Source organism: Klebsiella sp. HMSC25G12, assembly GCF_001807705.1.
GTDB classification, from domain to species: Bacteria; Pseudomonadota; Gammaproteobacteria; order Enterobacterales; family Enterobacteriaceae; genus Klebsiella; species Klebsiella variicola.
Map to the genome: position 1 here is coordinate 82664 of NZ_KV789804.1, position 25800 is coordinate 108463.

Here is a 25800-nt window from a genome sequence, read left to right on the forward strand (position 1 = left end):
GATTACTCTTTATCCGTCGAACTTAGCGAGACGGAGGAGAGGTAGTTCAGCAGCGCAATGTCGTTTTCCACGCCCAGCTTCATCATTGCCGACTTCTTCTGGCTACTGATGGTTTTGATGCTGCGGTTGAGCTTTTTAGCGATCTCGGTCACCAGGAAGCCTTCAGCGAACAGACGCAGCACTTCGCTCTCTTTCGGCGACAGGCGTTTATCGCCATAGCCGCTGGCGCTGATTTTTTCCAGCAGACGAGAGACGCTTTCCGGTGTGAATTTCTTCCCTTTCTGCAGCGCGGCCAGCGCTTTTGGCAGGTCGGTCGGCGCTCCTTGCTTGAGAACGATCCCTTCGATATCCAAATCCAGCACCGCGCTGAGGATCGCCGGGTTGTTGTTCATGGTCAGAACAATGATCGACAGATCCGGGAAGTGGCGCTTGATGTATTTAATCAGCGTGATCCCGTCGCCGTATTTATCACCGGGCATGGACAGATCGGTGATCAGCACATGGGCGTCCAGCTTCGGAAGATTGTTGATAAGGGCCGTGGAGTCTTCAAACTCGCCAACGACGTTCACCCACTCAATTTGCTCAAGTGACTTACGAATACCGAACAGTACGATCGGATGGTCATCGGCAATAATTACGTTCATAGTGTTCATGTATAAGGCTACCTTCTACAGCAAGCTCTTGACGTAAGCGTCAATGTCGCTGATATATTTTTCTATGCCTTGCGCATCCTTTTCGCGAATCAGATGCTCAAGCGTTTCACATAACTGCTTGCCGGGTATCAGATTAAGCATAGCAAATGCCCCTTTGAGGCGGTGGGCGGTTTGCGCCAGAGCAGCAAAATCGCCCGCTTCGATTTCAGTATACAATCTCTGAACATCATCCGGTACCGTATCGGCAAACAGTGCGTAATAGCCGCTGGCATGGAGTTCGGCGTTACTCTCGTTTCCTGAGGTGGCGGGCTGAACCGCCTCCTCCGCCAGCTGCTGCTCAATAAGCTGCAGGATAGCCTCCTGCATCGCCGTGCTAATATTAAAGTTGACCCGCAGTTGTCCCGGGCCGATCTTGCGTATCCCGACCTCATCATCGCTTAAAAGCAAGCCCGAAGCAGTAAGATTAGACGGATTATCCGTTAAATACAGATCGAACGCTTGACTTGTCGCCCGATCGTCCGGCGTGATGCAGGACGCCCCCCAGCTCTCCAGCTGGCGTGTGACAATCCGCCGCACTTCACTGGAAGTCACATCCAGCAGGACGATAACGTCATCCAGCAGATGTTCGCCCGCCTCTGGCGCCTCTTCGCTGGCCGGCATTTTCAGGTGCAGGGTATAACGCGTTCCCAGCGACTCCCGCGCTTTGATGGTCAACTGCCCACCCAGTTTGCGCGTCATGCGGTCGCACAGCCAGAAGGTGAGGGCGTTCGCCTTGCCGTACAGATCGCTCTGGGTCTCGTTGAGATACGGGAAGTGCAAATTGTCGATCTCGTTTGCCGAGACGCCGTTGCCAGTATCCAGAATACGGAAGGTCAAACGATCGCTGGCCGACTCGTCCTGGCAAACGTCGAGGGTGATCTTGCCGATAGGCGTGGTGGTGATGGAATACTGGATTAACAGTACCAGTGTGCGTCGCAGGGCTTCACGGTCACCGTAGCGCTGCTCACCGGCAGGAAGTGCGTTATTGATCAGCAGCTGCAGACCCTTGCGCTTCATCGCCGGCAGAACTTCCGGTACAACGTCATCGATCAGTTCCTGAACCGAGAACAGCGCCTGGCTGGTTTTCCAGGTGTCGCTTTCCAGCAGATTGGCGAGCTGAATGTCATCGATCAGTTTGACCAGCTCATCGGCATGCTGCGCCAGCGTTCGGTTCTCTGTACTGCTGAGCGCCGCCGCCTCTGCCGCCAGGTTCAGCGCGGGCTGCTTCAGGGCGCTGCCAATATGCTGCATAAAGGCCGCCCGCCCCTGCTGGTTTTTCTCATACAAGCGCTGGGCCTGCTTGAGCTTTTTATTGACCAGCACTTCGCGGTCCTGGTCTCGGATAATCAGGATCTGCGTGCGCGGGGCTACCTGGCTGCGATACTGGCGGATTTCATACTGCTCATTATTGACGGTGGCCTGAATCACCCCCTGATGCTGGTCCGCCATATTGGTGATGTTCTGCAGATTCAGGTGCGGAAGCAGATGGTCGGCAATAGGGTTGCTGATAAGGGTTCGGTTGGCTTCCTGATCGTGAACCAGCAGCCCCAGCGGCAGCAAAGAAACAATTTCTTCATTTATAGCGCGTAGCAGACGCAGTTCGCTGTTGGCGGCGGAAGGGAGCCCGGCGCCAGACGGATTGCTGCGTCCTTTAAAGTGACGAAAGGTGGTAAAACCAAACAGCGCTAGCGCCAGCAGGCCAATGTTGAGCAGCAGCGGCAGAAGAATATTCTGCAGGGCGGCCAGCAGCATGCTGCTCAGCGGTACCGTCCAGAGCAACTGCATACCGGTAGTGCTGATATCGGTGGCGATGTCGATCTGCATGCCGTTAAAGGTGATCCCGATATGGTCGGTCGTCTCTTTGTCAGGATTGGTGGCAATGTTTTGCGACGGGTCTGGCTCGATACGGAAGCTGTCCAACGCCATGCCTGGCGGGATCAGATCGTTAATCGGCAGGTCGAAAGCGACCACCGTGGCCAGATGTCCAGGCTGGTTGAAGGTGGTGCGTAACGTAAAGTAGTGCGCGTTCTGCCAGGCGAGATGGCGCAGCGGCGAGAAGGTCTCGCGCTCATCAAGGGTATTGGCCTGCAGCAGCATCTCCGCGCGCCGGGATTCCACGACGCTACTGATCGTTGACTCTTTAAAGCTTGAGGAGAGGTCCTTCAACGGCAGGGTTGAGACCAAAATCAGGCTATTGTCCAGACCATTGAGATAGTACATCGACCATGGGATGGTTTCCGCACCCCACAAAATATCGAGATAATCGGACATTTTCTGCGTCATCTCGAGGGTCGAGCTATCGTGGGAGCCAAAAATCAGCGCTTCGGTTTTACGCCGGGGCTTCTCAAGGTAGTAGACGTCCTGTTTTAAACGCGTCTCCTGCAAGCCACCGCTCGCAGCGTTAGCCGAGGTCGCGGCGATATTGTCGTAGATCTGCCAGGTGGCATAGCGCCAGGTGTCAATGCGCTGGTGCAAGGCGTGGGAGACATCAACCACCTGATAGCTCTTCTCTTTCAGCCAGGCATTGACGGCACTTTGAATCATCACCCCCATCGTCGCCAGCAGGACAATAACCATCAAAATGAAGAAGCGGCTGATGTTGCCGGGGATCAGGGAGAATTTTTTCGGGGTCATCTTGTGGCTGAACGACTCATCATTGTTTGTAAACAGGATGTAGCGCCAGAGTAACTGGCAACAAAGCAGATGCTGCAGGCAGTATAAAGGCTAATGGCGTAAATCCATACTACAGAATGGTGCCAGCGGCGCGATACTCTCCAGGAATTATCTTAGAATCGAAGCGCCAATGAAACCGCGCCAACAACGCTGACCAGTCGCGATATTGACAAAGTACAGGCGGAAGAATCGCACGAAATAACAAGACATTGGCTGAATAAGGGCAATTGACAGGCTAATTGATTGATTAATAGTCGTTAGGGAATTTTTTGCCGTAGCACAGATAAATTAAAGTTGTGTAAAGAAGGGTAAAAAAAACCGGATGCGAGGCATCCGGTTGAAATAGGGGTAAACAGACATTCAGAACTGAATGACGGTAATAAATAAAGTTAATGATGATAGCGACTGTTATTTTAGTCACCAATGATAGTTTTGTTTTACCATTCAGTGCTATAGAGTTATTTGTGTGTATGTGATTGATTGTGAATCAATAAATATTTTTTTGATTATTAGTGCGTATTTCCCAGACCATTTTGTGGTGCAAAAAGTTCCGCCATTTTTACAAATTGAAACATCTTGTGGGCATTTTGAAACATCTTAGAAGTTTTAGTATCATATTCTTGTTGGATTATTCTGCATTTTGCAGCACAATGAAATAGCCGACTGATTAGAAGGGTAATCAGTAAGCAGTGGCATAATAAAAGGCATATAACAAACAGAGGGTTAATAACATGAAAGTTAAAGTACTGTCCCTCCTGGTACCGGCTCTGCTGGTAGCAGGCGCAGCAAATGCGGCTGAAATTTATAACAAAGATGGCAACAAATTAGACCTGTACGGTAAAATCGATGGTCTGCACTACTTCTCTGACGACAAGAGCGTAGACGGCGACCAGACCTACATGCGTGTAGGCGTTAAAGGCGAAACTCAGATCAACGACCAGCTGACTGGTTACGGCCAGTGGGAATACAACGTTCAGGCGAACAACACTGAAAGCTCCAGCGATCAGGCATGGACTCGTCTGGCATTCGCCGGTCTGAAATTTGGCGACGCGGGTTCTTTCGACTACGGTCGTAACTACGGCGTGGTATACGACGTAACGTCCTGGACCGACGTTCTGCCGGAATTCGGCGGCGACACCTACGGTTCTGACAACTTCCTGCAGTCCCGTGCTAACGGCGTTGCAACCTACCGTAACTCTGACTTCTTCGGTCTGGTTGACGGCCTGAACTTTGCTCTGCAGTACCAGGGTAAAAACGGCAGCGTCAGCGGCGAAGGCGCGACCAACAACGGTCGTGGCGCGCAGAAACAGAACGGCGACGGCTACGGTACTTCTGTAACTTATGACATCTTTGATGGCATCAGCGCTGGTTTCGCGTACTCTCACTCTAAACGTACCGACGATCAGAACAACCTGGTTCTGGGTAACGGCGACAACGCTGAAACCTACACCGGTGGTCTGAAATACGACGCGAACAACATCTACCTGGCCACTCAGTACACCCAGACCTACAACGCGACCCGCGCCGGTTCCCTGGGCTTTGCTAACAAAGCACAGAACTTCGAAGTGGTTGCTCAGTACCAGTTCGACTTCGGTCTGCGTCCGTCCGTGGCTTACCTGCAGTCTAAAGGTAAGGATCTGGAAGGCTACGGCGACCAGGACCTCCTGAAATATGTTGATGTTGGCGCGACCTACTACTTCAACAAAAACATGTCCACCTATGTTGACTACAAAATCAACCTGCTGGACGACAACAGCTTCACCCGTAACGCCGGTGTTTCTACCGACGACGTGGTTGCACTGGGCCTGGTTTACCAGTTCTAAGTCGCAAGCTGCACAAGAAAAAGGCGCCTCTGGCGCCTTTTTTTATGTCTGGTTTAACCTCGCTGGTATACTCTTGTCGCCCTGGTAAGAGGAGCCTCGACTAATGGACATGACTTTCTTTCGCGCCGCACTGCTGGGCGCCTGCGTACTGCTCTCTGGCTGCGATTCAGCCACCACCCCTGCGACCCCAGCTTCGACGGCCACCGTGCTGGATGGCAAAACCATGGGCACCTTCTGGCGGGTCAGCGTCATTGGCGTGGATGAGGCAAAGGCTGAGGCGTTGCGCGCCAAGGTTCAGGCCCAGCTGGACGCCGACGATCGCCTGCTCTCGACCTGGAAAAACGACTCGGCGCTGATGCGTTTCAACCACGCGGCGGATACCCGGCCCTGGCCAGTGAGCGAAGCGATGGCGGACATCGTGACGCTGTCGCTGCGGATTGGCGCCAAAACGCACGGCGCGATGGATATTACCGTGGGGCCGCTGGTCAATCTGTGGGGCTTTGGCCCGGATAAACAGCCGGTCACCACCCCGGATGCCCAGGCGATAGCCGCGGCGAAGGCGCGCACCGGCCTGCAGCATCTGCAGGTTATCAATCAGAGCGGCAGGCAATTCCTGCAAAAAGATATCCCCGATCTGTTTGTCGATCTCTCCACGGTGGGGGAGGGCTATGCTGCCGATCACCTCGCGCGATTGATGGAGCAGGAGGGGATCTCCCGCTATCTGGTGTCGGTAGGCGGGGCGCTGGTGAGCCGCGGGATGAACGGCGAAGGCAAGCCCTGGCGGGTGGCGATCCAGAAACCGACTGACCGGGAAAACGCCGTCCAGGCGATTGTCGACATCAATGGTCACGGCATCAGCACCTCCGGCAGCTATCGCAACTACTATGAACTCGACGGCAAACGTATCTCGCACGTCATCGATCCGCAGACCGGGCAGCCGATAAGCCATAAGCTGGTCTCCGTCACCGTCATTGCGCCAACGGCGCTGGAGGCGGATGGCTGGGATACCGGACTGATGGTCCTCGGGCCGGAAAAAGCGCAGCAGGTGGTGCGCGAGCAGGGGCTGGCAGTCTATATGATCGTCAAAGAGGGCGAGGGGTTTAAAACCTGGATGTCGCCACAGTTTCGCACCTTCCTCGTCGGCGAGAAAAATTAAAAAGCAAGATTGCGGGTTTTTTGCTGCGGGCGTCGCCGCAGACTGAGGATACACTTACAGCAGGAGCCTCGTCATGAAACCGATAGTTGCCGATACCGATGACCGCCGCTGGCAGGCGGTCTGCGAACGTGATACCCGGGCCGATGGTCAGTTTGTCTTTGCGGTACTGACCACCGGTATCTGCTGCCGCCCTTCCTGCCGCTCGCGTCGTGCGCGGCGGGAAAACGTGCGCTTTTTTGCCGACGTCGCCGCTGCCGTGGCGGCGGGGTTCCGCCCCTGCAAACGCTGCCAGCCGGATAAAGACGATCCGCAGCAGCAAAGGGTCGACAAAGTGGCGCAGGCCTGCCGGTTGCTGGAGCAGGACGCGCCCCTGACCCTTGAGGCGCTGGCTCGTGAGCTGGCGGTCAGCCCGTTTCATTTCCACCGTTTGTTTAAATCCGTCACCGGTATGACCCCCAAAGCGTGGCAACAGGCGTGGCGCGCCCGACGTCTGCGGGAAGCGCTGGAGCAGGGGAACACGGTGACCCGCGCCGCGCTGGCGGCCGGTTTTCCCGACAGCAGCAGCTATTATCGTCAGGCCGATGCGGCATTAGGTATGACCGCCCGTCAGTTTCGCCGTGGCGGCGCCGCCACCGTGGTGACCTGGACCACGGGCGACTGCGCGCTGGGCCGCTGTCTGGTGGCGCAGAGTGAGCGTGGCGTTTGCGCCGTTCTGCCGGGCGATAACGATACGGCATTGCTCGACGACCTGCGCCAGCGCTTTCCCAACGCCGAGTTGCGCCAGGGCACCCCTGAGTTCCGTCGCCAAATGGCCGAGGTTTTCGCCCACCTCGACGACAGCCGGCGGCCGGTATCGCTGCCGCTGGATCTGCAGGGCACCGCCTTTCAGTTGCAGGTCTGGCAGGCGCTGCGGCAGATCCCGGCGGGCGAGACCCGCAGCTACCGCCAGGTGGCAGAGCATATTGGTCTGCCACGAGCAGCAAGAGCGGTGGCTGGCGCCTGCGCGGCGAATTCGCTGGCGGTGATCGTTCCCTGCCATCGGGTGGTACGGGAGGGCGGCGCGCTGTCCGGTTATCGCTGGGGAACGGCGCGGAAAGCGCAGCTGCTGGCGCGCGAGGCCCAATACGAGGAGGAATAATGCTCGATCTGTTTAGCGATACGCCACCGTGGCAGGAGCCGCTGGCACCCGGTGCGGTGGTGCTCCGACGCTTCGCCCGCGAGCGCGCCCCGGCGCTGCTGCAGGCGATTGCCGATGTCGCCCGCCAGTCGCCATTTCGCCAGATGGTCACGCCGGGCGGATACACCATGTCGGTCGCCATGACCAACTGCGGCGCGCTGGGCTGGACCACCGATCGCCACGGCTACCTGTACGACCCGGTCGACCCGTTAACCGATCAAACCTGGCCGCCGATGCCTGCCGTATTCCGCGAACTGGCGCTGGCGGCAGCCGCGGCCGGCGGCTATCCGAACTTTTCCCCCGACGCCTGTCTGATTAACCGCTATCAGCCGGGCGCAAAACTGTCGTTGCATCAGGATAAAGATGAACAGGATCTGCGGGCGCCGATCGTCTCGGTCTCGCTGGGTCTGCCGGCCATCTTTCAGTTTGGCGGGTTGCAACGCAGCGACCCGCTACAGCGGCTGCTGCTGGAGCATGGCGATGTGGTGGTCTGGGGCGGCGAGTCGCGTCTGTTTTATCATGGTATTCAGCCGCTGAAAGCGGGTCATCACCCCGAAACGGGCGACTGTCGTTACAACCTCACTTTTCGGCAGGCGGGCAGTCGCCAGTATTAAAATAAGAATTATTCTTGATGTCATCGGCGAGCCGTTTAAACTGCTGGCTGTTTTGCTTTTCCGGATAGCCTGTTATGGAACTTCTCTCTCTCGTCTGGCGTCAGTATCGTTGGCCGTTTCTCGGCGTGATTGCCCTCAGTCTGCTCAGCGCCGCGCTGGGTATCGGCTTAATCGCCTTCATTAATCTGCGCCTGATTACCGCTGTCGATACCTCGCTGCGGGTCCTGCCGGAGTTTCTTGGCCTGCTGGGGCTGCTGATGGCGGTGACGCTGGGCTCCCAGCTGGCGCTGACCACCCTCGGCCACCATTTTGTTTATCGCCTGCGCGGCGAATTTGTTAAACGCATCCTCGATACTCAGATTGAACAGGTGGAGAAGATCGGCAGCGCGTCGCTGCTTGCCGGGCTGACCAGCGATATCCGTAACATCACCATCGCCTTTGTGCGCCTGCCGGAGCTGGTGCAGGGGATCATTCTGACCTTCGGCTCTGCCGCCTATCTGGCCTGGCTGTCAGGCAAAATGATGCTGGTGACGGCGCTGTGGATGGCGCTCACCATCTGGGGCGGTTTTGTGCTGGTGTCGCGGGTGTACAAACATATGGCCAGCCTGCGCGAAACGGAAGATAAGCTGTATCACGACTACCAGACGGTGCTGGAGGGGCGCAAAGAGCTGACCCTCAATCGCGAACGCGCGGAGTATGTGTTTAATCAGCTCTACCTCCCGGACGCCCGGGAGTATCGGCACCATATCGTTCGCGCCGATACCTTCCATCTCAGCGCGGTTAACTGGTCGAATATTATGATGCTTGGCGCCATCGGGCTGGTGTTCTGGATGGCCAACAGCCTCGGCTGGGCCGATACCGCCGTGGCGGCGACCTATTCCCTGACGCTGCTGTTTCTGCGCACGCCGCTGCTCTCCGCCGTCGGCGCGCTGCCCACCTTGCTCAGCGCCCAGGTGGCGTTTAACAAGCTGCGCCAGTTCTCTCTCGCCCCATATCAAGCCGAATTTCCCCGGCTGCAGGCGCATCCTGACTGGCAGACGCTGGAGTTGCGCGATGTCACTTTCCATTATCCGGACCAGCGCTTTGCGGTAGGGCCGCTTAACCTGACGCTGAAACGCGGCGAGCTGGTGTTTCTGATCGGCGGCAACGGCAGCGGCAAGTCAACCCTGGCGATGCTCCTGACCGGCCTGTATCAGCCGGTTTCCGGTCAGATCCTCGTGGACGGCCAGCCGCTGGCGGCGGATAAACCGGAGGAGTATCGCAAACTGTTCTCCGCGGTGTTTACCGACGTCTGGCTGTTTGACCGCCTGCTCGGGCCGCAGGGAGAGGAGGCCGATCCGGCGCTGGTGGCAACGTGGCTGGAGCGCCTGCAAATGGCCCACAAGCTGCAGCTGGAGAACGGGAAAATCGCCGACCTCCGGCTGTCGAAAGGGCAGAAGAAGCGCGTGGCGCTCCTGCTGGCGCTGGCCGAGTCCCGGGACATCATTCTGCTGGATGAATGGGCGGCGGATCAGGATCCGCATTTCCGCCGCGAGTTCTATCAGGTGCTGCTGCCGCTGATGCAGCAGATGGGGAAAACCGTGTTCGCCATCAGCCATGACGATCACTATTTCCAGCACGCCGATCGCCTGCTGGAGATGCGTGCCGGCCAGCTGTCCGAGCTCACCGGGGAGGAGCGGGCGCAGGCTTCCCGCGATGCGGTGGCCCGTACGGCCTGATGCTCGCCGCGAGCCCGGGGGAAAAGCCGGGTGCCGCGCCGCTGAAATTTTCAGCGACTACATTGCTGGCGGTTATTATTTCCCCCTCCTCGCGCTATGCTTAAGGCTTCCGGCCCGCAGGCCGGCTCACTATTCTCAAAAGGATTGCCCGATCGATGTCCGTTTTGCATAAAAAAAGCGCCCGCTTACGTGACGAAGAGCGCGCCCGTCTGATTTGGCTCTTGAGCACCGATAAAGCAGTGACCTCCGCGCTGCTGGGCAAACTGACGCTGGCCGAACGCTATGATGAAGGCACGCTGGCCGATGACCTGGCGGAAGTCGAGATCCTGGTCTCGCATCTGCCGCCGCCGGATCTCGCCGATGCGCTGGAAGCGCTCCCCTATGACGCCCGCACCGCGCTGTGGTGCCTGGTGCCTGACGATAAACGTGGCGAAGTGCTGCTGGAAGCCTCAGAAAACGTCTGGGGCGACCTGATCGACAAGATGAGCGACCCCGAGCTGCTGCAGGCGATGCAGCCGCTGGATATCGATGAACAGGTTTACCTGCTGCAGCATCTGCCGCGCAACCTGACCGGACGGCTGCTGGCGACCCTGCCGGCCGAGAAGCGTGCCCGTATTCGCCAGATTATGCGCTACGCCGACAACAGCGTCGGGTCGATCATGGAGTTTGAGGTCATTACGGTGCGACCGGAGGCCACGCTGGCAGCGGTGCAGCGCTATCTGCGGCGTCTGGGTAAAATGCCGGAAAACACCGATAAGCTGTTCGTCACCACCCGTAACAAGCTGCTGCTCGGCGAGCTGGAGCTGCAGACCATTCTGCTCAACGATGCGCAGAAGCGGGTAGGGGAGGTGATGGAGGGCGATCCGGTCACCTTTCAGCCGCACGAAGAGGCGGAGAAGGTGGCGCGCACCTTCGAACGTGATGACTTGCTCAGCGCCGCCGTCATTGATGCCGATGGTAAGCTGATCGGGCGACTGACCATCGATGAGATCGTCGATGTGGTCTATGAAGAAACCGATAACGATCTGCGCCGGATGGGGGGCCTGAGCGATGAAGAGGATGTCTTCGCCCCGGTCAGCAAGGCGGTGAAAACGCGCTGGGCGTGGCTGGCGGTCAACCTGTGTACGGCGTTTATCGCTTCCAGGGTCATCGACGGCTTCGAACACACCATTTCACAGCTGGTGGCGCTGGCCTCGCTGATGCCGATCGTCGCCGGGATCGGCGGCAATACCGGCAACCAGACGATCACCATGATCGTCCGGGCGATGGCGCTACAGCAGATCCAGCCCGGCAGCTTTACCTTCCTGATCCTGCGTGAAATGGGCGTCGCCCTGATTAACGGCCTGGTATGGGGCGGGATTATGGGGGCCATTACCTGGTGGCTGTATGACGATCCGCAGCTCGGTGGGGTGATGACGCTGGCCATGATGCTCAACCTGCTGATGGCGGCGATGATGGGCGTGATAATCCCGATGGTTATGGTGAAGCTGGGGCGCGACCCGGCGGTCGGCTCCAGCGTGATGATCACCGCTATCACCGACACCGGCGGCTTCTTTATTTTCCTTGGTCTGGCGACGCTGTTTCTGATGTAGCCTGCGCCTTCGTGCGCAGGCGGCGGGGGATGAGCGCCATGGCGACGATCCCCGCCAGCACGCCGATCGCCAGATTGCTGGTTCCCACCGTTGCGGCGACGGTCACCAGCATCACCAGCGTTTCCGGCCACGGATTACGCACCAGTTCGCCCGGGCGAATACTATGCCAGCTAAAGGTTTTCACCGCCACAATCACCATCACCCCTGCCAGCACCGCCATCGGGATCTGCGCCATCACCTGGCTGAGCGCTGTCACCAGCAGGAGCAGCACCAGACCGGCGATCACCGTTGAGAGACGGCTGCGGGCTCTGCCCATCTCCACGTTAACGATGGTCTGGCCGATCATCGCGCAGCCGGCGATACCGCCATAACAGCCGGCAAGGATATTAGCGATACCCAGCCCGGCGCTTTCCCGCGATTTGTTCGACGGAGTATGGGTGAGATCGTCCACCAGCTTAGCCGTCAGCAGGGACTCCATCAGACCGACAAAGGCGATACTGAGGGCGCACGGCCAGATAATCTGCAGTGTCGCCAGGTTCAGGGGGACGGTCAGGGCAGTGAATCCCGGCAGGCCGCCGCTCATCGAGCCTTCATCGCCGACGGTGGGCAACTGCTGGCCAGTGGTGACGGTATAGAGAGTGAGCGCGACAATGGCGATCAGTGGCGCCGGGACGGCCTTAATGAAGCGCGGCGCCCAGAGGACGATAAGCAGCGTCAGGACGAACAGGCCGACGATCAGCGGCTGGCGACTCCAGAAGTGCGGTACCTGAGCAAAGAAAATCAGGATCCCGAGGGCATTGACGAACCCGGTCATCACTGCCGGGGGAATAAAACGCATCAGGCGCGCCATGCCGCACAGACCAAACAAAATTTGAATCATACCCGCCAGAATGACCGCCGGCAGAATGTAGCCCACGCCGTACTGATGCACCATTGGGCCAATGACCAGCGCCACCGACCCGGCAGCAGCCGTCACCATTGCCGGGCGCCCGCCGAGGACCGACATCGCCAGGCAAAGCACCACCGAGGCAACCAGGCTGACCTGCGGGTCAACACCGGCAATGACCGAAAACGAAATAACTTCAGGGATTAACGCCAGGGCGGTAAGCACGCCGGCCAGCACTTCGCGCGTCAGTAACGACGGGGAGCGGAGGATGGGGCGCAGATTGCCGGAAGCGGCGGGGTCAGAAACTGGGGGCATAAAAAAAGTTCGCAGCTTATAAAAAAGAGGGAGCGGTGGCAGGCCCTGCTTCCGTGCGGTCTGTCACAAAACCGAGGATGATAGCGCGGAATCCCCAAGGCTACCAGTACAAAAAGTGATTTGGTGTATACATTTATTAAACATTTTTATAACGGATCTCAAAACAGAACTTAAAATTTAAACAATATTTAAATTTTTGAGCTTCGGTGGTAACGTGAGTGGTGAGAATCGTATCACCTGCGCTAAATAAAAACAGCGAGTAAAGTAAGGCTCAAATCCGATGAATAAAAAGATGGCCGTACCACGCTCACAGGCGGTTGGTCCCAACAGCACTCGGACCAACACCCGCCATGAGCAAGAGACAGATGTATTGTTGATTGGCGGCGGCATTATGAGCGCCACACTGGGAACCTGGCTGCAGGAGCTTGAGCCAGACTGGTCTATTACCATGGTTGAGCAGATGTCCAGCGTGGCGGAAGAGAGCTCAAACGGGTGGAACAATGCGGGTACCGGCCACGCGGCGCTAATGGAGCTGAACTACACGCCGCAGACCGCCAACGGCATCAATATCGACAAAGCGGTCGACATCAACGAAGCCTTCCATATCTCGCGTCAGTTCTGGGCGCATCAGGTGACGCGCGGCGTCCTGAACAAACCAAAATCTTTCATTAACAGCGTGCCGCACATGAGCTTTGTGTGGGGCGAAGATAACGTCAACTTCCTGCGCGCGCGCTATGCGGCGCTGCAGCAGAGCGAACTGTTCCGCGGTATTCGCTATTCTGAAGACCATCAGCAGATCAAAGCCTGGGCGCCGCTGGTAATGGAAGGCCGCGATCCGCAGCAAAAGGTGGCCGCCACCCGTACTGAAGTGGGAACCGACGTCAACTATGGCGAAATTACCCGCCAGCTGATCGCCGGCCTGCAAAAGCATGATAATTTCTCCCTGCAGTTGGGTACCGTGGTGCGTCGCTTCAAGCGCAACGCCGACAAGAGCTGGACGGTCACTCTCGCGGATGCCGACAACCGTCGTCAGAAGCGGGTCATTAAAGCGAAATTCATCTTTATCGGCGCCGGCGGCGCGGCGTTGACGCTGCTGCAGGAAACCGGCATTCCACAGGCCAAAGAGTATGCGGGCTTCCCGGTCGGCGGCCAGTTCCTGGTCTGCGAAAATCCGGAGGTGGTGAACCACCATCTGGCGAAGGTTTACGGCCAGGCCGAAGTGGGCGCGCCGCCGATGTCGGTGCCGCACATTGATACCCGTATTATCGACGGTAAACGCGTGGTGCTGTTCGGGCCGTTCGCCACCTTCTCGACCCGCTTCCTGAAGAACGGTTCATTGTGGGATCTGCTGGCCTCGACGAATACCTCGAATATTCTGCCGATGCTCAACGTCGGTCTGGACAACTTCGATCTGGTGAAATACCTGATTAGCCAGGTGATGCAGAAAGATAAAGATCGCCTGGCGGCGCTGTGCGAGTACTATCCGGAAGCGCGGAAAGAGGACTGGCGGTTGTGGCAGGCCGGTCAGCGCGTGCAGATTATCAAGCGCGATGCGAAGAAGGGCGGGGTACTGCGCCTCGGTACTGAAGTGGTGAGCGATGACGAAGGCACTGTCGCGGCGCTGCTCGGCGCATCGCCAGGCGCCTCCACCGCGGCGCCTATCATGCTGCAGCTAATGGAAAAAGTGTTTAAAGACAAAGTCAATTCGCCGGAATGGCAGGCCAGGCTGAAGGCCATCATCCCGACCTACGGTATTCGCCTTGACGGCAACCCGGCGGAGATTGAGAAAGCGCTGGCGTGGACCAGTGAAGTGCTGGAGCTGAAATATGAGCCGGCCGCGGTGGCGGATGAAGCCCCGCAGGCGGAGCTGAAGCCGCTGAGCGGTGGTAAGCCGATGGCGGATATCGCGCTCTGACAAACGCTCTGACAAAAACGGCAGCCTGCGGGCTGCCGTTTTTTTTGTCGGTTTGATGGGTCGACTTAGCGGACGGCGGCGTTACCGATGGTTTCGTCGGCGCGCCAGATGCGATATTTCACATCGACATTGGTCGGCGCGTACACGACAATCGGCAGCTTGCTGTTGTAGCGCAGCATGGCATCATCGCCGAGACCGGCAGTGACAAATTTCTTCTCTTTCTTGCCATCCGGGCAGGCCATCATGGTAGAGACCGGGCCGCTCAGCTTATCAAAGACATAGTAGTCATAGCCCCAGCCTTCCAGGGTTTTGCTTTCCAGCTTCCCGCCTAAACGATGGTGGTTGCAGTCAACTTCCAGCGTCTGGCCGATTATCAGCTCAACCTTCAGCGCTGACTCATCCTGCTGCTGCGGCAGCTGAATAACCTGACGCTTCATGCCTTTTTCCGCTTTCGGGAACGGCGCGACTTTTTCCAGCGGCTGTTCTGCGGCCTGGGCGCCAGCGGACATGCAGGCGGCGGTCAGCAGAGAAACGGCTAGCGTAGTGATTTTTTTCACGGTTGATCATCCTTTATTTTCGTTCCTGACAGAGATAGCCTATCATCACCTGGCTAAATGTTAAGATTTATTTACCAATTTTTGCAAAATGAATAGTGTTATCTACTGGTAAGATGTCGGCCGCGCAGAGCGCAACAGGGGCGCTGGCAGGCCGGCAGAGGCCTGCCGGTGAAATTATTCATTACGACTATTTTTCGCTTCCTCAATGAACTCTTCATCTATTTCATCGGTATTACCGGCATGCTCTCGTCCCGACAGCAGGTTCCAGCAAGCGATAAACAAGGCGGCAATCAGCGGCCCGATAACGAATCCGTTGATACCGTAGATCTCCATGCCGCCCAGCGTGGCGATAAGGATCAGGTAGTCCGGCATTTTGGTATCCTTGCCCACCAGCAGCGGACGCAGAATGTTATCCACCAGGCCAATCACAATCACAAAGAAGCCGACGATAAAGGCGCCCTGCCACAGCTGCCCGGTGGCGAAGAGGTAAATCGCCGCCGGCACCCAGATAATGGCCGAGCCTACCGCCGGGATAAGCGACAGGAACGCCATCAGCGCACCCCACAGAATGCTGCCGTCCAGACCGGCAACCCAGAAGGCAAAGCCGCCGAGCGCCCCCTGCGCCAGCGCCACGGCCACGGTGCCTTTTACCGTGGCGCGGGCGACCGCGGCGAATTTAGCGAACAGGTGCTGCTTCACATAGCTCGATAACGGCAGAGATTCGAGAGTCAACAGCACCAGGTAAGGCCCATCCTTTAGCAGGAAGAACAGCAGGTACAGCATAATGCCGAAGCTGACGGTAAAGCCAAAGGTGCCTTTACCAATCAGAAACGCGCTGCCGGCCAGATACTGGCCGCTTTTCAGCGCAACATCGGAGAGCTGCTGCTGGATCTGCTGCGCGCTATCGAGGTTGTGCTCGGCAAGGAAACCTCTGGCCCAGCCGGGGAGGTGAGCAAACAGACTGGCGACCACCGTCGGGAACTGAGTGTCGTTATGCTGAAGTTTGCTATACACCACGTTCAGCTCGTAGGCCAGCGACGAGAGGATGATCGCCAGCGGCGTAAAAACGATAAGGCAGATGATGACGATGGTCAGCAGCGCCGCGAGGCCATTGCGCTCGCCGAGGCGAGTGCGAATCTTGTTTTTGACCGGATTAAAAATCACCGCAAGGATCGCGGCCCAGAGGATGGCGGAATAATAGGGTGAGAGAACATCAAAAAAGGCCAGGGTTACAATAAAGACGATAAGGATGAAAAATCCTTTGGTAAGTCCATTAACTCTCATGTCATCCGCTCCTGCTTATGAGTTATACAGTCGAATGATAGATGCTACGACGTAATTTACCATCAGGATAGTCGTACTCTATAACAGAGGGGAAAAAGTGGATAAAAACCCTGGCAGAAAACCCTGCGGACGCTATTGAGTAAAACAGACAACTTCTGCTTTCAATGCCTGTCCGGTACGCATGATGAAAGCAGTGTTATCTGCAAAATGTGCTGTCAGGAAGCAACGAGGTGTAGAAGCGCAGTATATCGATACGGCAAAAGCGGAGGTTATGGCGGATAATCCATGGTCAAACGGGCAGAAAAAAAGCGCGCAGCGGATATTTCCACGCGCGCCTTATGCAGTGTCTTACTGAAGATTGCCTGCGGTCAGGCTCTCTTTATCAAAGGCATGGCTGACATCAATATGATTCTGATGCATCGATGTATCGATATTGGAACCCGCCTCCGGATGCGTCTGGCTCTTCTCTGCGGCCATCACGCCGGACGAAAGTGTAGCGGCCAACAGCAGTGCGGTGACTACGCCGATATTTTTCATGTTCAGTTCCTTATTTCATCGTGCTGTCGCTGTCGCCTGTTTCTTCCGGCGGCCCGGCAATGTGGCGATTTTATTTCGTCAGCTCAGCGGTCATATGTACGCGGTTATTGAATTGAGCGCTGGTGATTTTGTAAGACGCGCCTTGCTCTGCGGCCTGCGCGGCAATTTTGGCTTCTGCGCGGTCCAGGGTGGAAGCGCTGGCGCTGATGCTCTGAGCAAAAGTACCGAAAGAGATCATAGAGAGTGCGGCAACTGCAACGAAAGTTTTGATGGATTTCATGGTCGTATTCCTTAAGTGTTTTGTCAGTGTTGGAGCGTTGTTGCCCCGATGTGATAAATGATAGGCTGACGGTCGGATGATTAAAATCGAAACAATTTGCTCTCATTGTTCAGTAAATTTGAATAATTATTGTCAAGTATCGCCATCCAGTTTTGTTAAGAAAGCTAAATTACAATTCAGCCTCATTGTCATAACAAATATATAAAAAGTTATTTTTTAACTTTCGATAGATGATTTTCTTGTTTGCTATCATCTGAACTGCAGCAATATAGTTTTTAGGCAGCAATAAGCGCCGGCGTGCGGCAAATAAAAATTATCCACGAATATTTAATTATGATAACTATTAATAAGATCAGTAAAAGCTTCTCCGGTGAAAGAGTGCTAAAAGAGGTCTCGCTCAGTATTCATTCCGGCGAGATTATTTGCATTATTGGCCCCAGCGGCTCAGGGAAAACCACGCTATTACGTACGCTTAATTTCCTGGAGCCTGCCGATAGCGGGCAAATAAGAATAGATGATGTGGCGCTGGATTGCGCAAAAGCGGGCAAAAAGGAGATTGAAAAGCTACGGGCGAAAACCGCCATGGTTTTTCAATCGTGGAATCTCTTTCATAATCTGACCGCACTGCAGAATATTACCGAAGGCCTGATTTACGCTCAAAAGCGCCCGCGTCAGGAGGCGCAGGATATTGCTGAACAACTCTTAAAGCAGGTGGGGTTATTGCATAAAAAAGACAGCTATCCGCACAGTCTCTCCGGCGGCCAAAAGCAGCGTATCGGGATTGCGCGGGCGCTGGCAATTAACCCCGCCGTTCTGCTGCTGGATGAGCCGACTTCCGCGCTGGATCCGGAAAAAGTTGGTGAAGTGCTGGAGCTTATTCAGACGATTGCCGCTGCGGGTCAGACGATGATTATCGTGACCCATGAAATGGCGTTCGCCCGCCAGGTCGCTTCCCGGGTGGTATTTATGGAAAACGGCGAAATCGTTGAGCAGGGCCCGGCGGAACAGATATTTGGCGCAGCACAGCAGGGGCGAACCCGGGCGTTTCTGGCGCAACTGCACTATCATGCCTGAGGCTAATGATGAACAATAACCCGCTCTTTAACTGGCAGGATATCGCCGGAATATTGCCGAAACTGCTGGAAAATTTACCCGTGACCCTCGGGATAACGCTGGCATCGCTGCTGCTTGGTTTGACGATCGCGCTGCTGATTGTGCTGCTGCAGTTTAGTCGCTTTAAGCCGCTCAGCGCGGTGGCAAACGGGTATATCGACATTCTGCGTGGCGCCCCCCTGGCGCTGCTGATCCTGCTGTTTTTCTTCGGCGGGAAATTAATTTTGACTGCGCTGGCGCTGCCGCCGCTATGGATTAGCGATACCACCTTTGCGGTGTTGTCTATTTCGGTCAGCATCAGTCCCTATTTTGCAGAAATGATGCGCTCCGCGTGGCGTGCGGTGGATACCGGCCAGAAAGAGGCCATCATCAGCCTCAATATTCCCTGGCATAAGGGAATGCTGCGGATTATTTTTCCCCAGGGGCTCATTATTGCCATTCCCGTTTTTGGTAATCTTTTAATTAACCTCGTGAAGATGACCTCACTGGTCAATATTATTGGTATTGTAGATATTTTTGGCCGTGCACAAAAGATTTCGCAAAATAGCTATGGGGCTAAACAGGTTGCGGCGTTTATTAGTGTTATTATCGTTTACTGGGTGCTGAATAGTATTATTCTCTATTTTACCACTCGTATTGAAAAGAAGTATCAGTTCCTGCTGGAGTGATAGATTAACATGTTTAGCCTGGCGTTCATTCGGGACAATTTTACGTTTATTTTAAGCGCGCTGCCGGTTACCCTGGTGATAACGTTATTGTCCTTACTCTTTTCCACTCTGCTGGGCGCGGCGCTGGCGTGGGTGATTATTCGTCAGGTTCCCGGGGTTCAATGGGGGGCGAAGGTATTTCTCTCCTTTAGCCGTTCGGTCCCGGTACTGGTGATGCTGTATTTCTTTTTTTACGTCTGGCCGTGGATAGCCGCCGGGCTGTTTGGCGGCCCGCAGGATAATATGTACCACTATAAACTCTCGCCACTGGTGGCGGCGGTCACCGCGCTATCGCTGATTTTCAGCGCGTATTTCGCCGAAACCTTTCGCGCAGGTTGGAACGCGGTTGATAAGGGGCAGCGCGAGGCCGCATGGTCAATTGGGCTAAGCGGGTTCACGCAGTTCCGACGCATTATTTTTCCGCAGGCGGCAGTATCCGCACTGCCGAACTTCACCAGCGTGCTGATCGATCTGATTAAAGACACCTCGCTGGTTTACACCATCACCGTTATTGATCTGATGGCGAAAGCCAATATCGCCGCCGCGCGCGGGTTTCATTTTGTCGAAGCCTATTGCGTCGTGCTGGTGATTTATATCGTGCTGTGCCTGGCAATTGCCAGAGCATTGCGCAGTGTAGAACGGTTTCTGAGCGCCCGCTGGCAAGGAAACGTAAAAAAGAGTGTTCCACGGTTATCATTTTGGGGAAGGTATTTTGAAAAATAAAATTTTACTGGTGAGTGCGCTGACGTTGGCAATGGGAATTAACGCCGCACAGGCGGTTGAAAAAAGTCCGCACGCGAAGACGATTGAGGTTGTCGTTAACGCTAACGGTTTTCCCTTTAGCTTTGTTGACGATAACAACAATATTACCGGCTACGATGGCGATCTGTTAAAGGTGCTGGACCAGCGGTTAACCGACTATACGTTTCATTTTAATGCGGTCTCGCGCGACGCGATGATCGTCGGCCTGTCGACCGGCGCGTATACCCTTGCGGCGGATCACTTTTATCTCACCAAAGAGCGGGCGGAAAAATATGACCACTCCGGCGAGCCGACCGGGATCAGCGATTTACGCCTGATTGTACGTAACGATGAGAACGATATTCATAACCTTGGCGATCTCGCCAGCGGTAAGAAAAAGCTGGTGCCGATTCATACCTCCGACGCCCGTTATACGGTGATTGAAAACTACAACAAAAAACATCCAGGCCAACAAATTAACCTGCAGCCCAACGGCGAGCAGTCCGCCGCCGATATCTTTAAAGCGGTCGCTTCCGGGGAATACGATGCGGCGATTTATCCCATTGGTGCGCTACTGGCGTTAAATAAGGCGCTAAATCTCAATCTGAAAGCTTCGGATTCCGTCGGCCTGTTTCCTAACGTCTATTTGTATAAAAAAAATACCGACCCGCAGTTGATCAAAGCGATTGATGCGCAGTTGGTTGCCCTGAAAAAGGACGGCACGCTCGCTGAGCTCTCACGGAAATGGTACGCCGAAGATGTGTATGCCCTGCCGGGCGCCAGCGACGTCAAAGTGAATACCGACTGGGAATAAACGCATGACGCAAATAAGCTCGGAACCGGCGCATAACGCCGCCACCTTAAACGATGAGGTGACCCTGGCGCTGCGCGCCATTACTGAAAAACGCGCGGCTACCATCGGTTACCTGTTGGACGAAAGCCGACAACGACATATCGCGGATGATTTTGCGCGTGAAGCCATACGCCACTATGGCCGCGATATCGGGCATAAGCTGCGTGAGCAAATGCGCGATCGCCAGGATTTGCAGGAGTTTGCCGGGCTGTTTACCCGCGGTCTGGAATCTCAGGTTTATGAGATGGAGCCCGTTAGCGCCAGCCGGGCCGAATTTATCGTCCTGTTTCACTACTGTCCTTACGTCAACTGCTGGCGGCAGCAGGGGCGGGGCGCCAGCGAAATTGAGACGCTATGCGATATCTGCATGGAAGGGGATCATGCGTTAACTGACGCGTTTCCGGGGCTGCGTTTAGAGGTGCAGACCGCGCTGGCTCGCGGTGATGTCGCCTGTCGGCTGCGTTTTTATCAGTCAGAGTCGCATGAGGCGGAATGGCAACCTTAAGTGGGGGCCACGCAACCAGTTTATTAATCAGCCAGAAGCGGCGATTCAGGCACTGAGCGGGCAAAAGCTCACCACGGTTGACGGCGACGTTGACGGACGGATTTATCCCACTGACGGAACGGGGATTCGTGTTGCCGACCCGGCGCGACAAGGCCGGCGCTTCGGTGTTGGTCACGACGAATAGCGTTTTGAATAAGGAGTAAAACTATGGCAAAGGTCCATTTTATTGGTGCCGGACAGATGACGGAGGCGATTATTCGCGCATCATTAAGCAACGGTACGCTGCGGGCGGACGCGATCTCGCTGGAGGATATCGACAGCACGCGAATCGAGGCTCTGCACTCCCGCTATCGGTTGTCGGGCGACGGTGGCTTAAGCGAGGCCTCTTTATTGGTGCTGGGGATCCGTCCGCAGGACGATCTGGCGGCGGTGGCGAGCCGCGTGCGCGCCCAGCTAAACGGCTCAACGACGGTGGTTTCTCTGATCGCGGGAGTGACCCTGGAAACGCTGGCCTCCCTGTTTGGTGAGACAACGCCGATTGCCAGGACGATCCCCAATACTCTGACCGATACCGGATTTGGCTATAGCGGCGTGACCTTAAACGCCCACGCCAGCGCGGCTGAGATCGAGCCGTTTCTGCGCGGTTTTGGCAAAGTGCTGTATCTGCCAGAGCGGTTGATCGATGTCTTTACCGGTTTTGGCGTCGCGGGGCCTAACTATATTTACTACTTTATTGAGACCCTTACCGATGCCGGCGTACTGGCGGGGCTGTCGCGGCCTCAGGCGACGGAGGTGGTGCTGGAGAACCTCCTCGGCGCGGTCAAGATGCTGCGCCAAAGCCAGAAGCATCCGCGTCAGCTTCTGGATATCAATAATTCACCGGCGGGAGTCGGGATCCACGCTCTGTATGAGCTGAACAACAGTGACTTTGCCGCAGGCCTTCAGCGCAGCGTACTGGCGGCGGTCAGGCGTACCCGTGAACTGGGACAGCGCTAAACCCCTTCTTCCCGCCACTGGCCGTGCAGCACCCGGCGCTTTTCCGGCGATGCGCTTAAAGGCACGGCTTAAGGCTGCATGAGAACGGTCGCCCAGCCGGATCGCTAACGTCGTCTATTAATCCACGGGGAGCAGGACAAGTTCAGGCATTGGTCATTCGACATGCCAGGGGGAATATGCCTGAAGATCCCGTTTAAATTCGACGGAAAACAGGCAACAAAAAACCCGCAAACTCGGAGAGAGTGCGGGTTTCTGTAGGGTTACCGGTCGTTAACAAAACTTACCGGTGAATGATTTGGTCGGCACGAGAGGATTTGAACCTCCGACCCCCGACACCCCATGACGGTGCGCTACCAGGCTGCGCTACGTGCCGACGCGTGGGGAACAATATTACCCGTTCCCCGAGCGAATGCAAGCGGGTCGCGCGCGATTGATTCATAATTAATCAATCAGTTAGCGATAAAGCGTTTTTCGTCAGTCAGGACCTGCAGCAACAGGCTGAGCTGCGGTTTCTGATCTTTAATTTTCTCGCCGTCGCGGCTCCAGGTGGTATAGGTGCCGTTATGGTTGAGGACCACGGTGATGGTCGGGGTGGTAATGGCCAGCGTATCGCCGTTGGCCGCGGTGACCCAGTTCCGACGTCGTGCGGCGCTGAACAGATCTTCACCCTGCGAGTACTCATTGGCTGGCGTCGAAACATGGAGCAGGCGCTGCATCAGCGTGGTCATCACATCTTTGTTATCGGTCAGCGTGGCAATTTCCTGCGCCGGCGTGCCCGGCCAGTGAATAACCAGCGGCACCTGCAACTGCTCGCGCGACCAGTCGAACGAGTCGTGTTTGACGTTAAGCGGCTTGCCGTGGCCGCCAGTGATAATCACCACCGTGTTGTCGAGCTTGCCGGCTGCGCGTAGCGCGGTCAGCACCCGATCAATCTGGGCGTCAACATCACCTGCCGCCTTGCTGTAACGGCGGACAAAGCCCTGTTGCTGCGTGTCGTCGAGGGTCGTACCGTTGAGCGAGATCCACGAGAACCAGCGATTCTCATCCTGCGCGTAACGGTCCAGCCAGCCGATCCACTGATTGGCCGTCTGCTCGTCGCTCTGAGTCTTCGCGCTCGGTAGCGAGAAGTCGGAGAGCAGCGCCTGGCGATAAAGCGGGCTGCTAAACCCATCGGAGGAGAACAGGCCCAGCTGATAGCCCTGCTGGTTGAGGGCGGTGATCAACGCGGCGGGAATACGCGCCGAGAGGACACCGTCCATATAGCCTGGTGAAATACCGTAAAACAGGCCAAACAGGCCGCTGTCGGCGGTATTACCCGAACTCATATGCTGGGTAAAATTGACGTTCTCTTTGGCGAACGCCGCCAGCGCCGGCATGGTCTTTTCAAACCGCGAATAGTTCAGGTTGTCGACGGTGATCAGCAGCACGTTGTAGCCCGCGCCGAGATCACGGTAGCGCAGGTTGCTGAGCGGATACTGGACCGATACCGCCTCCGGCGCCCCTTGCTCCACCAGACGACGCTGATAATCCTGGGCGTCGAGCAGGCCATGTTTCTCGAGGAAACGGCGGGCGGTCATCGGATAAGAGAGCGGCAGATTCGCTCGCTGCATCGTGATCGGGCGATAGAAGTTGGCATCCGCCCAGATATAGACCAGGTGGCTGCTGATAAACGACAGAAAGAAGAACCAGGCGACCGGGCGGGCGTAATGACGGCGGCGCGTCAGGCTGCGCAGTTTCTGCCAGCTCCAGGTGGCGAAGAGCATTTCAATCAAAAAGATGACCGGGACGCTGATAAACATCAGCTGCCAGTCGCGCGCCATCTCATTCTGGTCAGGGTTGATGACCAGCTCCCAGACGACCGGGTTTAAGTGAAGATGGAAGCGGGTGAAGACCTCGCTATCTATCAGCAGCAGCGTCATCCCGGCGGTGGCAAGGATCACCGACAGGAAGCGCATCAGGCGCTGCGAGACCACGATAAAGGTCAACGGGAAGAGGATCAGCACATAGCTGGTAAACACCAGGAAGCTGAAGTGTCCGACGAGACTGACGTACGAAAAAAGCCGTCCGGCAAGCGTCGTCGGCCAGTCGGCGACAAAAAGATAGCGGCTGCCGAGCACCATGGCCAACAACATGTTGAACAGGGCGAACCAGTGCCCCCAGCTGACCATCTGGGAGACTTTTTCTCGGTAGGGCTGACGTAGAGTCACCATATACTGTTGCTGTTATCCTTAATGCGCCGGATCGTCGTTAATGGAAGACTGCAAAGCCTGCGCGAAAGAACGGGCGATGGCCTGACGCTGCGCCGGCGCGACGCTACTGTTGATCAGGTTGGTCACCATATTGCCTAACACCATCAGTGAAAGGTCAACCGGGGCTTTGTGTGATTCCAGGACGTTCGTCAGCTCACTGAGCAACTGTTCGACCTGTTGATCGCTATAGCGGGAAATTTGCGGCATAAACTCAAAATCTGTTTGTTCGTGAAAGGGCAACATATTACCGTAGCAGCAGCTTTTTTTCCGCATTTTTTCGCCGCGACGCAAAAGCGCACCGATCGTCGGTAACAACGTCGAAATGTGTGGCGCCAGTTGCGTCGGCAACCCGGCGGTGGTTGAATACCGCCCGGTCTAAAAGGAGAGTTTAACATGAGTCTGGATATCGACCAGATTGCCCTGCATCAGTTAATCAAACGTGATGAACAAAATCTGGAGCTGGTGCTGCGCGAGTCACTGCTGGAGCCGAATGCGACGGTCGTCGAGATGATGGCTGAACTGCACCGGGTCTATAGCGCCAAAAGCAAAGCCTATGGCCTGTTCAATGAAGAGAGTGAACTGGCGCAGGCGCTGCGTCTGCAGCGTCAGGGGGAAGAAGAGTTTCTGGCGTTCAGCCGCGCGGCGACTGGTCGTCTGCGCGATGAACTGGCGAAATACCCGTTCGCCGAAGGGGGCATTGTCCTCTTCTGCCAGTATCGTTACCTGGCGGTCGAGTATCTGCTGGTGGCGGTGCTCAATAACCTGAGCAGTATGCGCGTCAACGAGGAGCTGGATATCCGCTCGACCCATTACCTGGATATTAACCATGCTGATATTGTCGCGCGCATCGATTTAACCGAGTGGGAAACCAACCCGGAGTCGACCCGCTATCTGACCTTCCTGAAAGGGCGGGTAGGGCGCAAAGTGGCCGATTTCTTTATGGATTTCCTCGGCGCCAGCGAAGGGCTTAACGCCAAAGCGCAGAACCGCGGCCTGCTGCAGGCGGTGGATGACTTCGCCGCCGATGCTCAGCTTGATAAATCCGAGCGACAGAATGTGCGTCAGCAGGTCTACGCGTACTGTAACGAACAGCTGCAGGCCGGGGAAGAGATTGAGCTGGAGTCGCTGTCCAAAGAGCTCGCCGGCGTCAGCGAAAAGAGCTTCCAGGAATTCACTGCCGCGCAGGGCTATGAGCTGGAAGAGAGCTTCCCGGCGGATCGCAGCACCTTACGCCAGCTGACCAAGTTTGCCGGCAGCGGCGGCGGATTGACCATTAACTTCGACGCCATGCTGTTAGGTGAACGCGTATTCTGGGATCCCGCCACCGATACCCTGACCATTAAGGGCACCCCGCCGAACCTGCGCGACCAGCTGCAGCGCCGGACGTCCGGCGGCAATTAAACCCCATGCCCTGTCG

General features: G+C 56.2%; 23 protein-coding genes, 1 tRNA gene and 1 pseudogene. 14 read left to right on the forward strand and 11 right to left on the reverse strand.

The features are described 5' to 3' along the window. Window positions 1-2: 2 nt before the first annotated feature. Together rcsB and rcsD are read right to left on the reverse strand one after the other, a co-directional pair. Window positions 3-653 (reverse strand): response regulator transcription factor RcsB, encoded by a 651-nt coding sequence (gene rcsB / locus HMPREF3096_RS02980; RefSeq protein WP_004201684.1) that lies wholly within the window; start codon window positions 651-653, stop codon window positions 3-5. A 15-nt stretch (window positions 654-668) separates the two neighbouring features. Then, complete coding sequence (gene rcsD / locus HMPREF3096_RS02985; RefSeq protein ID WP_022064826.1) at window positions 669-3326, reverse strand: phosphotransferase RcsD; 2658 nt, start codon at window positions 3324-3326, stop codon at window positions 669-671. Between the two features lie 770 nt (window positions 3327-4096). Here rcsD and HMPREF3096_RS02990 point away from each other — a divergent pair. The 6 genes from HMPREF3096_RS02990 (at window position 4097) to mgtE (ending at window position 11445) form a co-directional block, all read left to right on the forward strand. Continuing rightward, a complete protein-coding gene (locus HMPREF3096_RS02990) occupies window positions 4097-5188 on the forward strand; it encodes a porin OmpC (protein ID WP_008803977.1) in 1092 nt (363 codons plus the stop codon). 103 nt (window positions 5189-5291) lie between these two features. Continuing rightward, entirely contained in the window at window positions 5292-6344 is a 1053-nt protein-coding gene (gene apbE, locus HMPREF3096_RS02995) for an FAD:protein FMN transferase ApbE (protein ID WP_008803978.1), read from the forward strand. Window positions 6345-6417: 73 nt separating this feature from the next. Further along, on the forward strand, window positions 6418-7482 hold the full coding sequence (ada, locus tag HMPREF3096_RS03000) for a bifunctional DNA-binding transcriptional regulator/O6-methylguanine-DNA methyltransferase Ada (protein WP_008803979.1): 1065 nt from the start codon (window positions 6418-6420) through the stop codon (window positions 7480-7482). After that, window positions 7482-8135, forward strand: coding sequence for a DNA oxidative demethylase AlkB (gene alkB, locus HMPREF3096_RS03005; protein WP_008803980.1), 654 nt, complete (start codon window positions 7482-7484; stop codon window positions 8133-8135). The genes ada and alkB overlap by 1 nt, the downstream gene beginning before the upstream one ends. A 74-nt stretch (window positions 8136-8209) precedes the next feature. After that, window positions 8210-9853 carry a multidrug ABC transporter permease/ATP-binding protein gene (locus tag HMPREF3096_RS03010; RefSeq protein ID WP_008803981.1) on the forward strand — a complete coding sequence of 548 codons (1644 nt, stop codon included), beginning with the start codon at window positions 8210-8212 and terminating at the stop codon, window positions 9851-9853. A gap of 155 nt (window positions 9854-10008) precedes the next feature. After that, the gene (gene mgtE, locus HMPREF3096_RS03015; protein ID WP_012541001.1) at window positions 10009-11445 is read left to right on the forward strand and encodes a magnesium transporter; all 1437 of its coding nucleotides are present in this window, start codon (window positions 10009-10011) and stop codon (window positions 11443-11445) included. Here the strand turns inward: mgtE and HMPREF3096_RS03020 are convergent. Beyond that, the gene (locus HMPREF3096_RS03020; RefSeq protein ID WP_072125767.1) at window positions 11408-12568 is read right to left on the reverse strand and encodes a SulP family inorganic anion transporter; all 1161 of its coding nucleotides are present in this window, start codon (window positions 12566-12568) and stop codon (window positions 11408-11410) included. The two genes, mgtE and HMPREF3096_RS03020, sit on opposite strands and share 38 nt — an antisense overlap. 358 nt (window positions 12569-12926) lie before the next feature. On the opposite strand from HMPREF3096_RS03020, the gene mqo reads away from it, so the two are divergent. After that, a complete protein-coding gene (gene mqo, locus HMPREF3096_RS03025) occupies window positions 12927-14561 on the forward strand; it encodes a malate dehydrogenase (quinone) (protein WP_012541003.1) in 1635 nt (544 codons plus the stop codon). A gap of 65 nt (window positions 14562-14626) precedes the next feature. On the opposite strand, the gene eco is transcribed toward mqo, so the two are convergent. From eco to HMPREF3096_RS03045, 4 genes are all read right to left on the reverse strand, one after another. Next, window positions 14627-15118, reverse strand: a complete 492-nt coding sequence (gene eco / locus HMPREF3096_RS03030) for a serine protease inhibitor ecotin (protein WP_046881768.1) — start codon at window positions 15116-15118, stop codon at window positions 14627-14629. A gap of 174 nt (window positions 15119-15292) precedes the next feature. After that, window positions 15293-16402: an AI-2E family transporter gene (locus tag HMPREF3096_RS03035; RefSeq protein WP_012967534.1), complete on the reverse strand. Its 1110-nt coding sequence runs from the start codon at window positions 16400-16402 to the stop codon at window positions 15293-15295. A 348-nt stretch (window positions 16403-16750) separates the two neighbouring features. Next, window positions 16751-16939, reverse strand: a complete 189-nt coding sequence (locus HMPREF3096_RS03040; RefSeq protein WP_008803987.1) for a hypothetical protein — start codon at window positions 16937-16939, stop codon at window positions 16751-16753. 70 nt (window positions 16940-17009) lie between these two features. Further along, window positions 17010-17219: a YdgH/BhsA/McbA-like domain containing protein gene (locus HMPREF3096_RS03045; protein WP_004102265.1), complete on the reverse strand. Its 210-nt coding sequence runs from the start codon at window positions 17217-17219 to the stop codon at window positions 17010-17012. A 333-nt stretch (window positions 17220-17552) separates the two neighbouring features. Between HMPREF3096_RS03045 and HMPREF3096_RS03050 the strand changes: the two genes are divergently transcribed. From HMPREF3096_RS03050 to HMPREF3096_RS03075, 6 genes are all read left to right on the forward strand, one after another. Continuing rightward, window positions 17553-18293: an amino acid ABC transporter ATP-binding protein gene (locus HMPREF3096_RS03050; protein ID WP_008803988.1), complete on the forward strand. Its 741-nt coding sequence runs from the start codon at window positions 17553-17555 to the stop codon at window positions 18291-18293. An 8-nt stretch (window positions 18294-18301) separates the two neighbouring features. Continuing rightward, complete coding sequence (locus HMPREF3096_RS03055) at window positions 18302-19000, forward strand: amino acid ABC transporter permease (protein WP_070544281.1); 699 nt, start codon at window positions 18302-18304, stop codon at window positions 18998-19000. Window positions 19001-19009: 9 nt separating this feature from the next. Next, complete coding sequence (locus HMPREF3096_RS03060) at window positions 19010-19762, forward strand: amino acid ABC transporter permease (protein WP_046881765.1); 753 nt, start codon at window positions 19010-19012, stop codon at window positions 19760-19762. Beyond that, window positions 19752-20594, forward strand: a complete 843-nt coding sequence (locus HMPREF3096_RS03065; RefSeq protein ID WP_022065447.1) for a transporter substrate-binding domain-containing protein — start codon at window positions 19752-19754, stop codon at window positions 20592-20594. The genes HMPREF3096_RS03060 and HMPREF3096_RS03065 overlap by 11 nt, the downstream gene beginning before the upstream one ends. Window positions 20595-20598: 4 nt before the next feature. Beyond that, window positions 20599-21138, forward strand: coding sequence for an L-2-amino-thiazoline-4-carboxylic acid hydrolase (locus HMPREF3096_RS03070; RefSeq protein ID WP_070544284.1), 540 nt, complete (start codon window positions 20599-20601; stop codon window positions 21136-21138). Between the two features lie 207 nt (window positions 21139-21345). Continuing rightward, window positions 21346-22134: a pyrroline-5-carboxylate reductase family protein gene (locus tag HMPREF3096_RS03075; protein ID WP_070544286.1), complete on the forward strand. Its 789-nt coding sequence runs from the start codon at window positions 21346-21348 to the stop codon at window positions 22132-22134. 12 nt (window positions 22135-22146) lie between these two features. Here the strand turns inward: HMPREF3096_RS03075 and HMPREF3096_RS31830 are convergent. From HMPREF3096_RS31830 to HMPREF3096_RS03090, 4 genes and pseudogenes are all read right to left on the reverse strand, one after another. After that, window positions 22147-22242: pseudogene (locus HMPREF3096_RS31830) on the reverse strand (AraC family transcriptional regulator); the annotation flags it as partial. Window positions 22243-22430: 188 nt separating this feature from the next. Then, window positions 22431-22507 (reverse strand) — tRNA-Pro (locus tag HMPREF3096_RS03080). Window positions 22508-22583: 76 nt separating this feature from the next. Beyond that, a complete protein-coding gene (yejM, locus tag HMPREF3096_RS03085) occupies window positions 22584-24344 on the reverse strand; it encodes an LPS biosynthesis-modulating metalloenzyme YejM (protein WP_008803994.1) in 1761 nt (586 codons plus the stop codon). Between the two features lie 18 nt (window positions 24345-24362). Then, entirely contained in the window at window positions 24363-24590 is a 228-nt protein-coding gene (locus HMPREF3096_RS03090; RefSeq protein ID WP_004195346.1) for a YejL family protein, read from the reverse strand. A 186-nt stretch (window positions 24591-24776) separates the two neighbouring features. On the opposite strand from HMPREF3096_RS03090, the gene yejK reads away from it, so the two are divergent. Beyond that, a complete protein-coding gene (gene yejK, locus HMPREF3096_RS03095) occupies window positions 24777-25784 on the forward strand; it encodes a nucleoid-associated protein YejK (RefSeq protein WP_008803995.1) in 1008 nt (335 codons plus the stop codon). Window positions 25785-25800 lie beyond the last annotated feature (16 nt).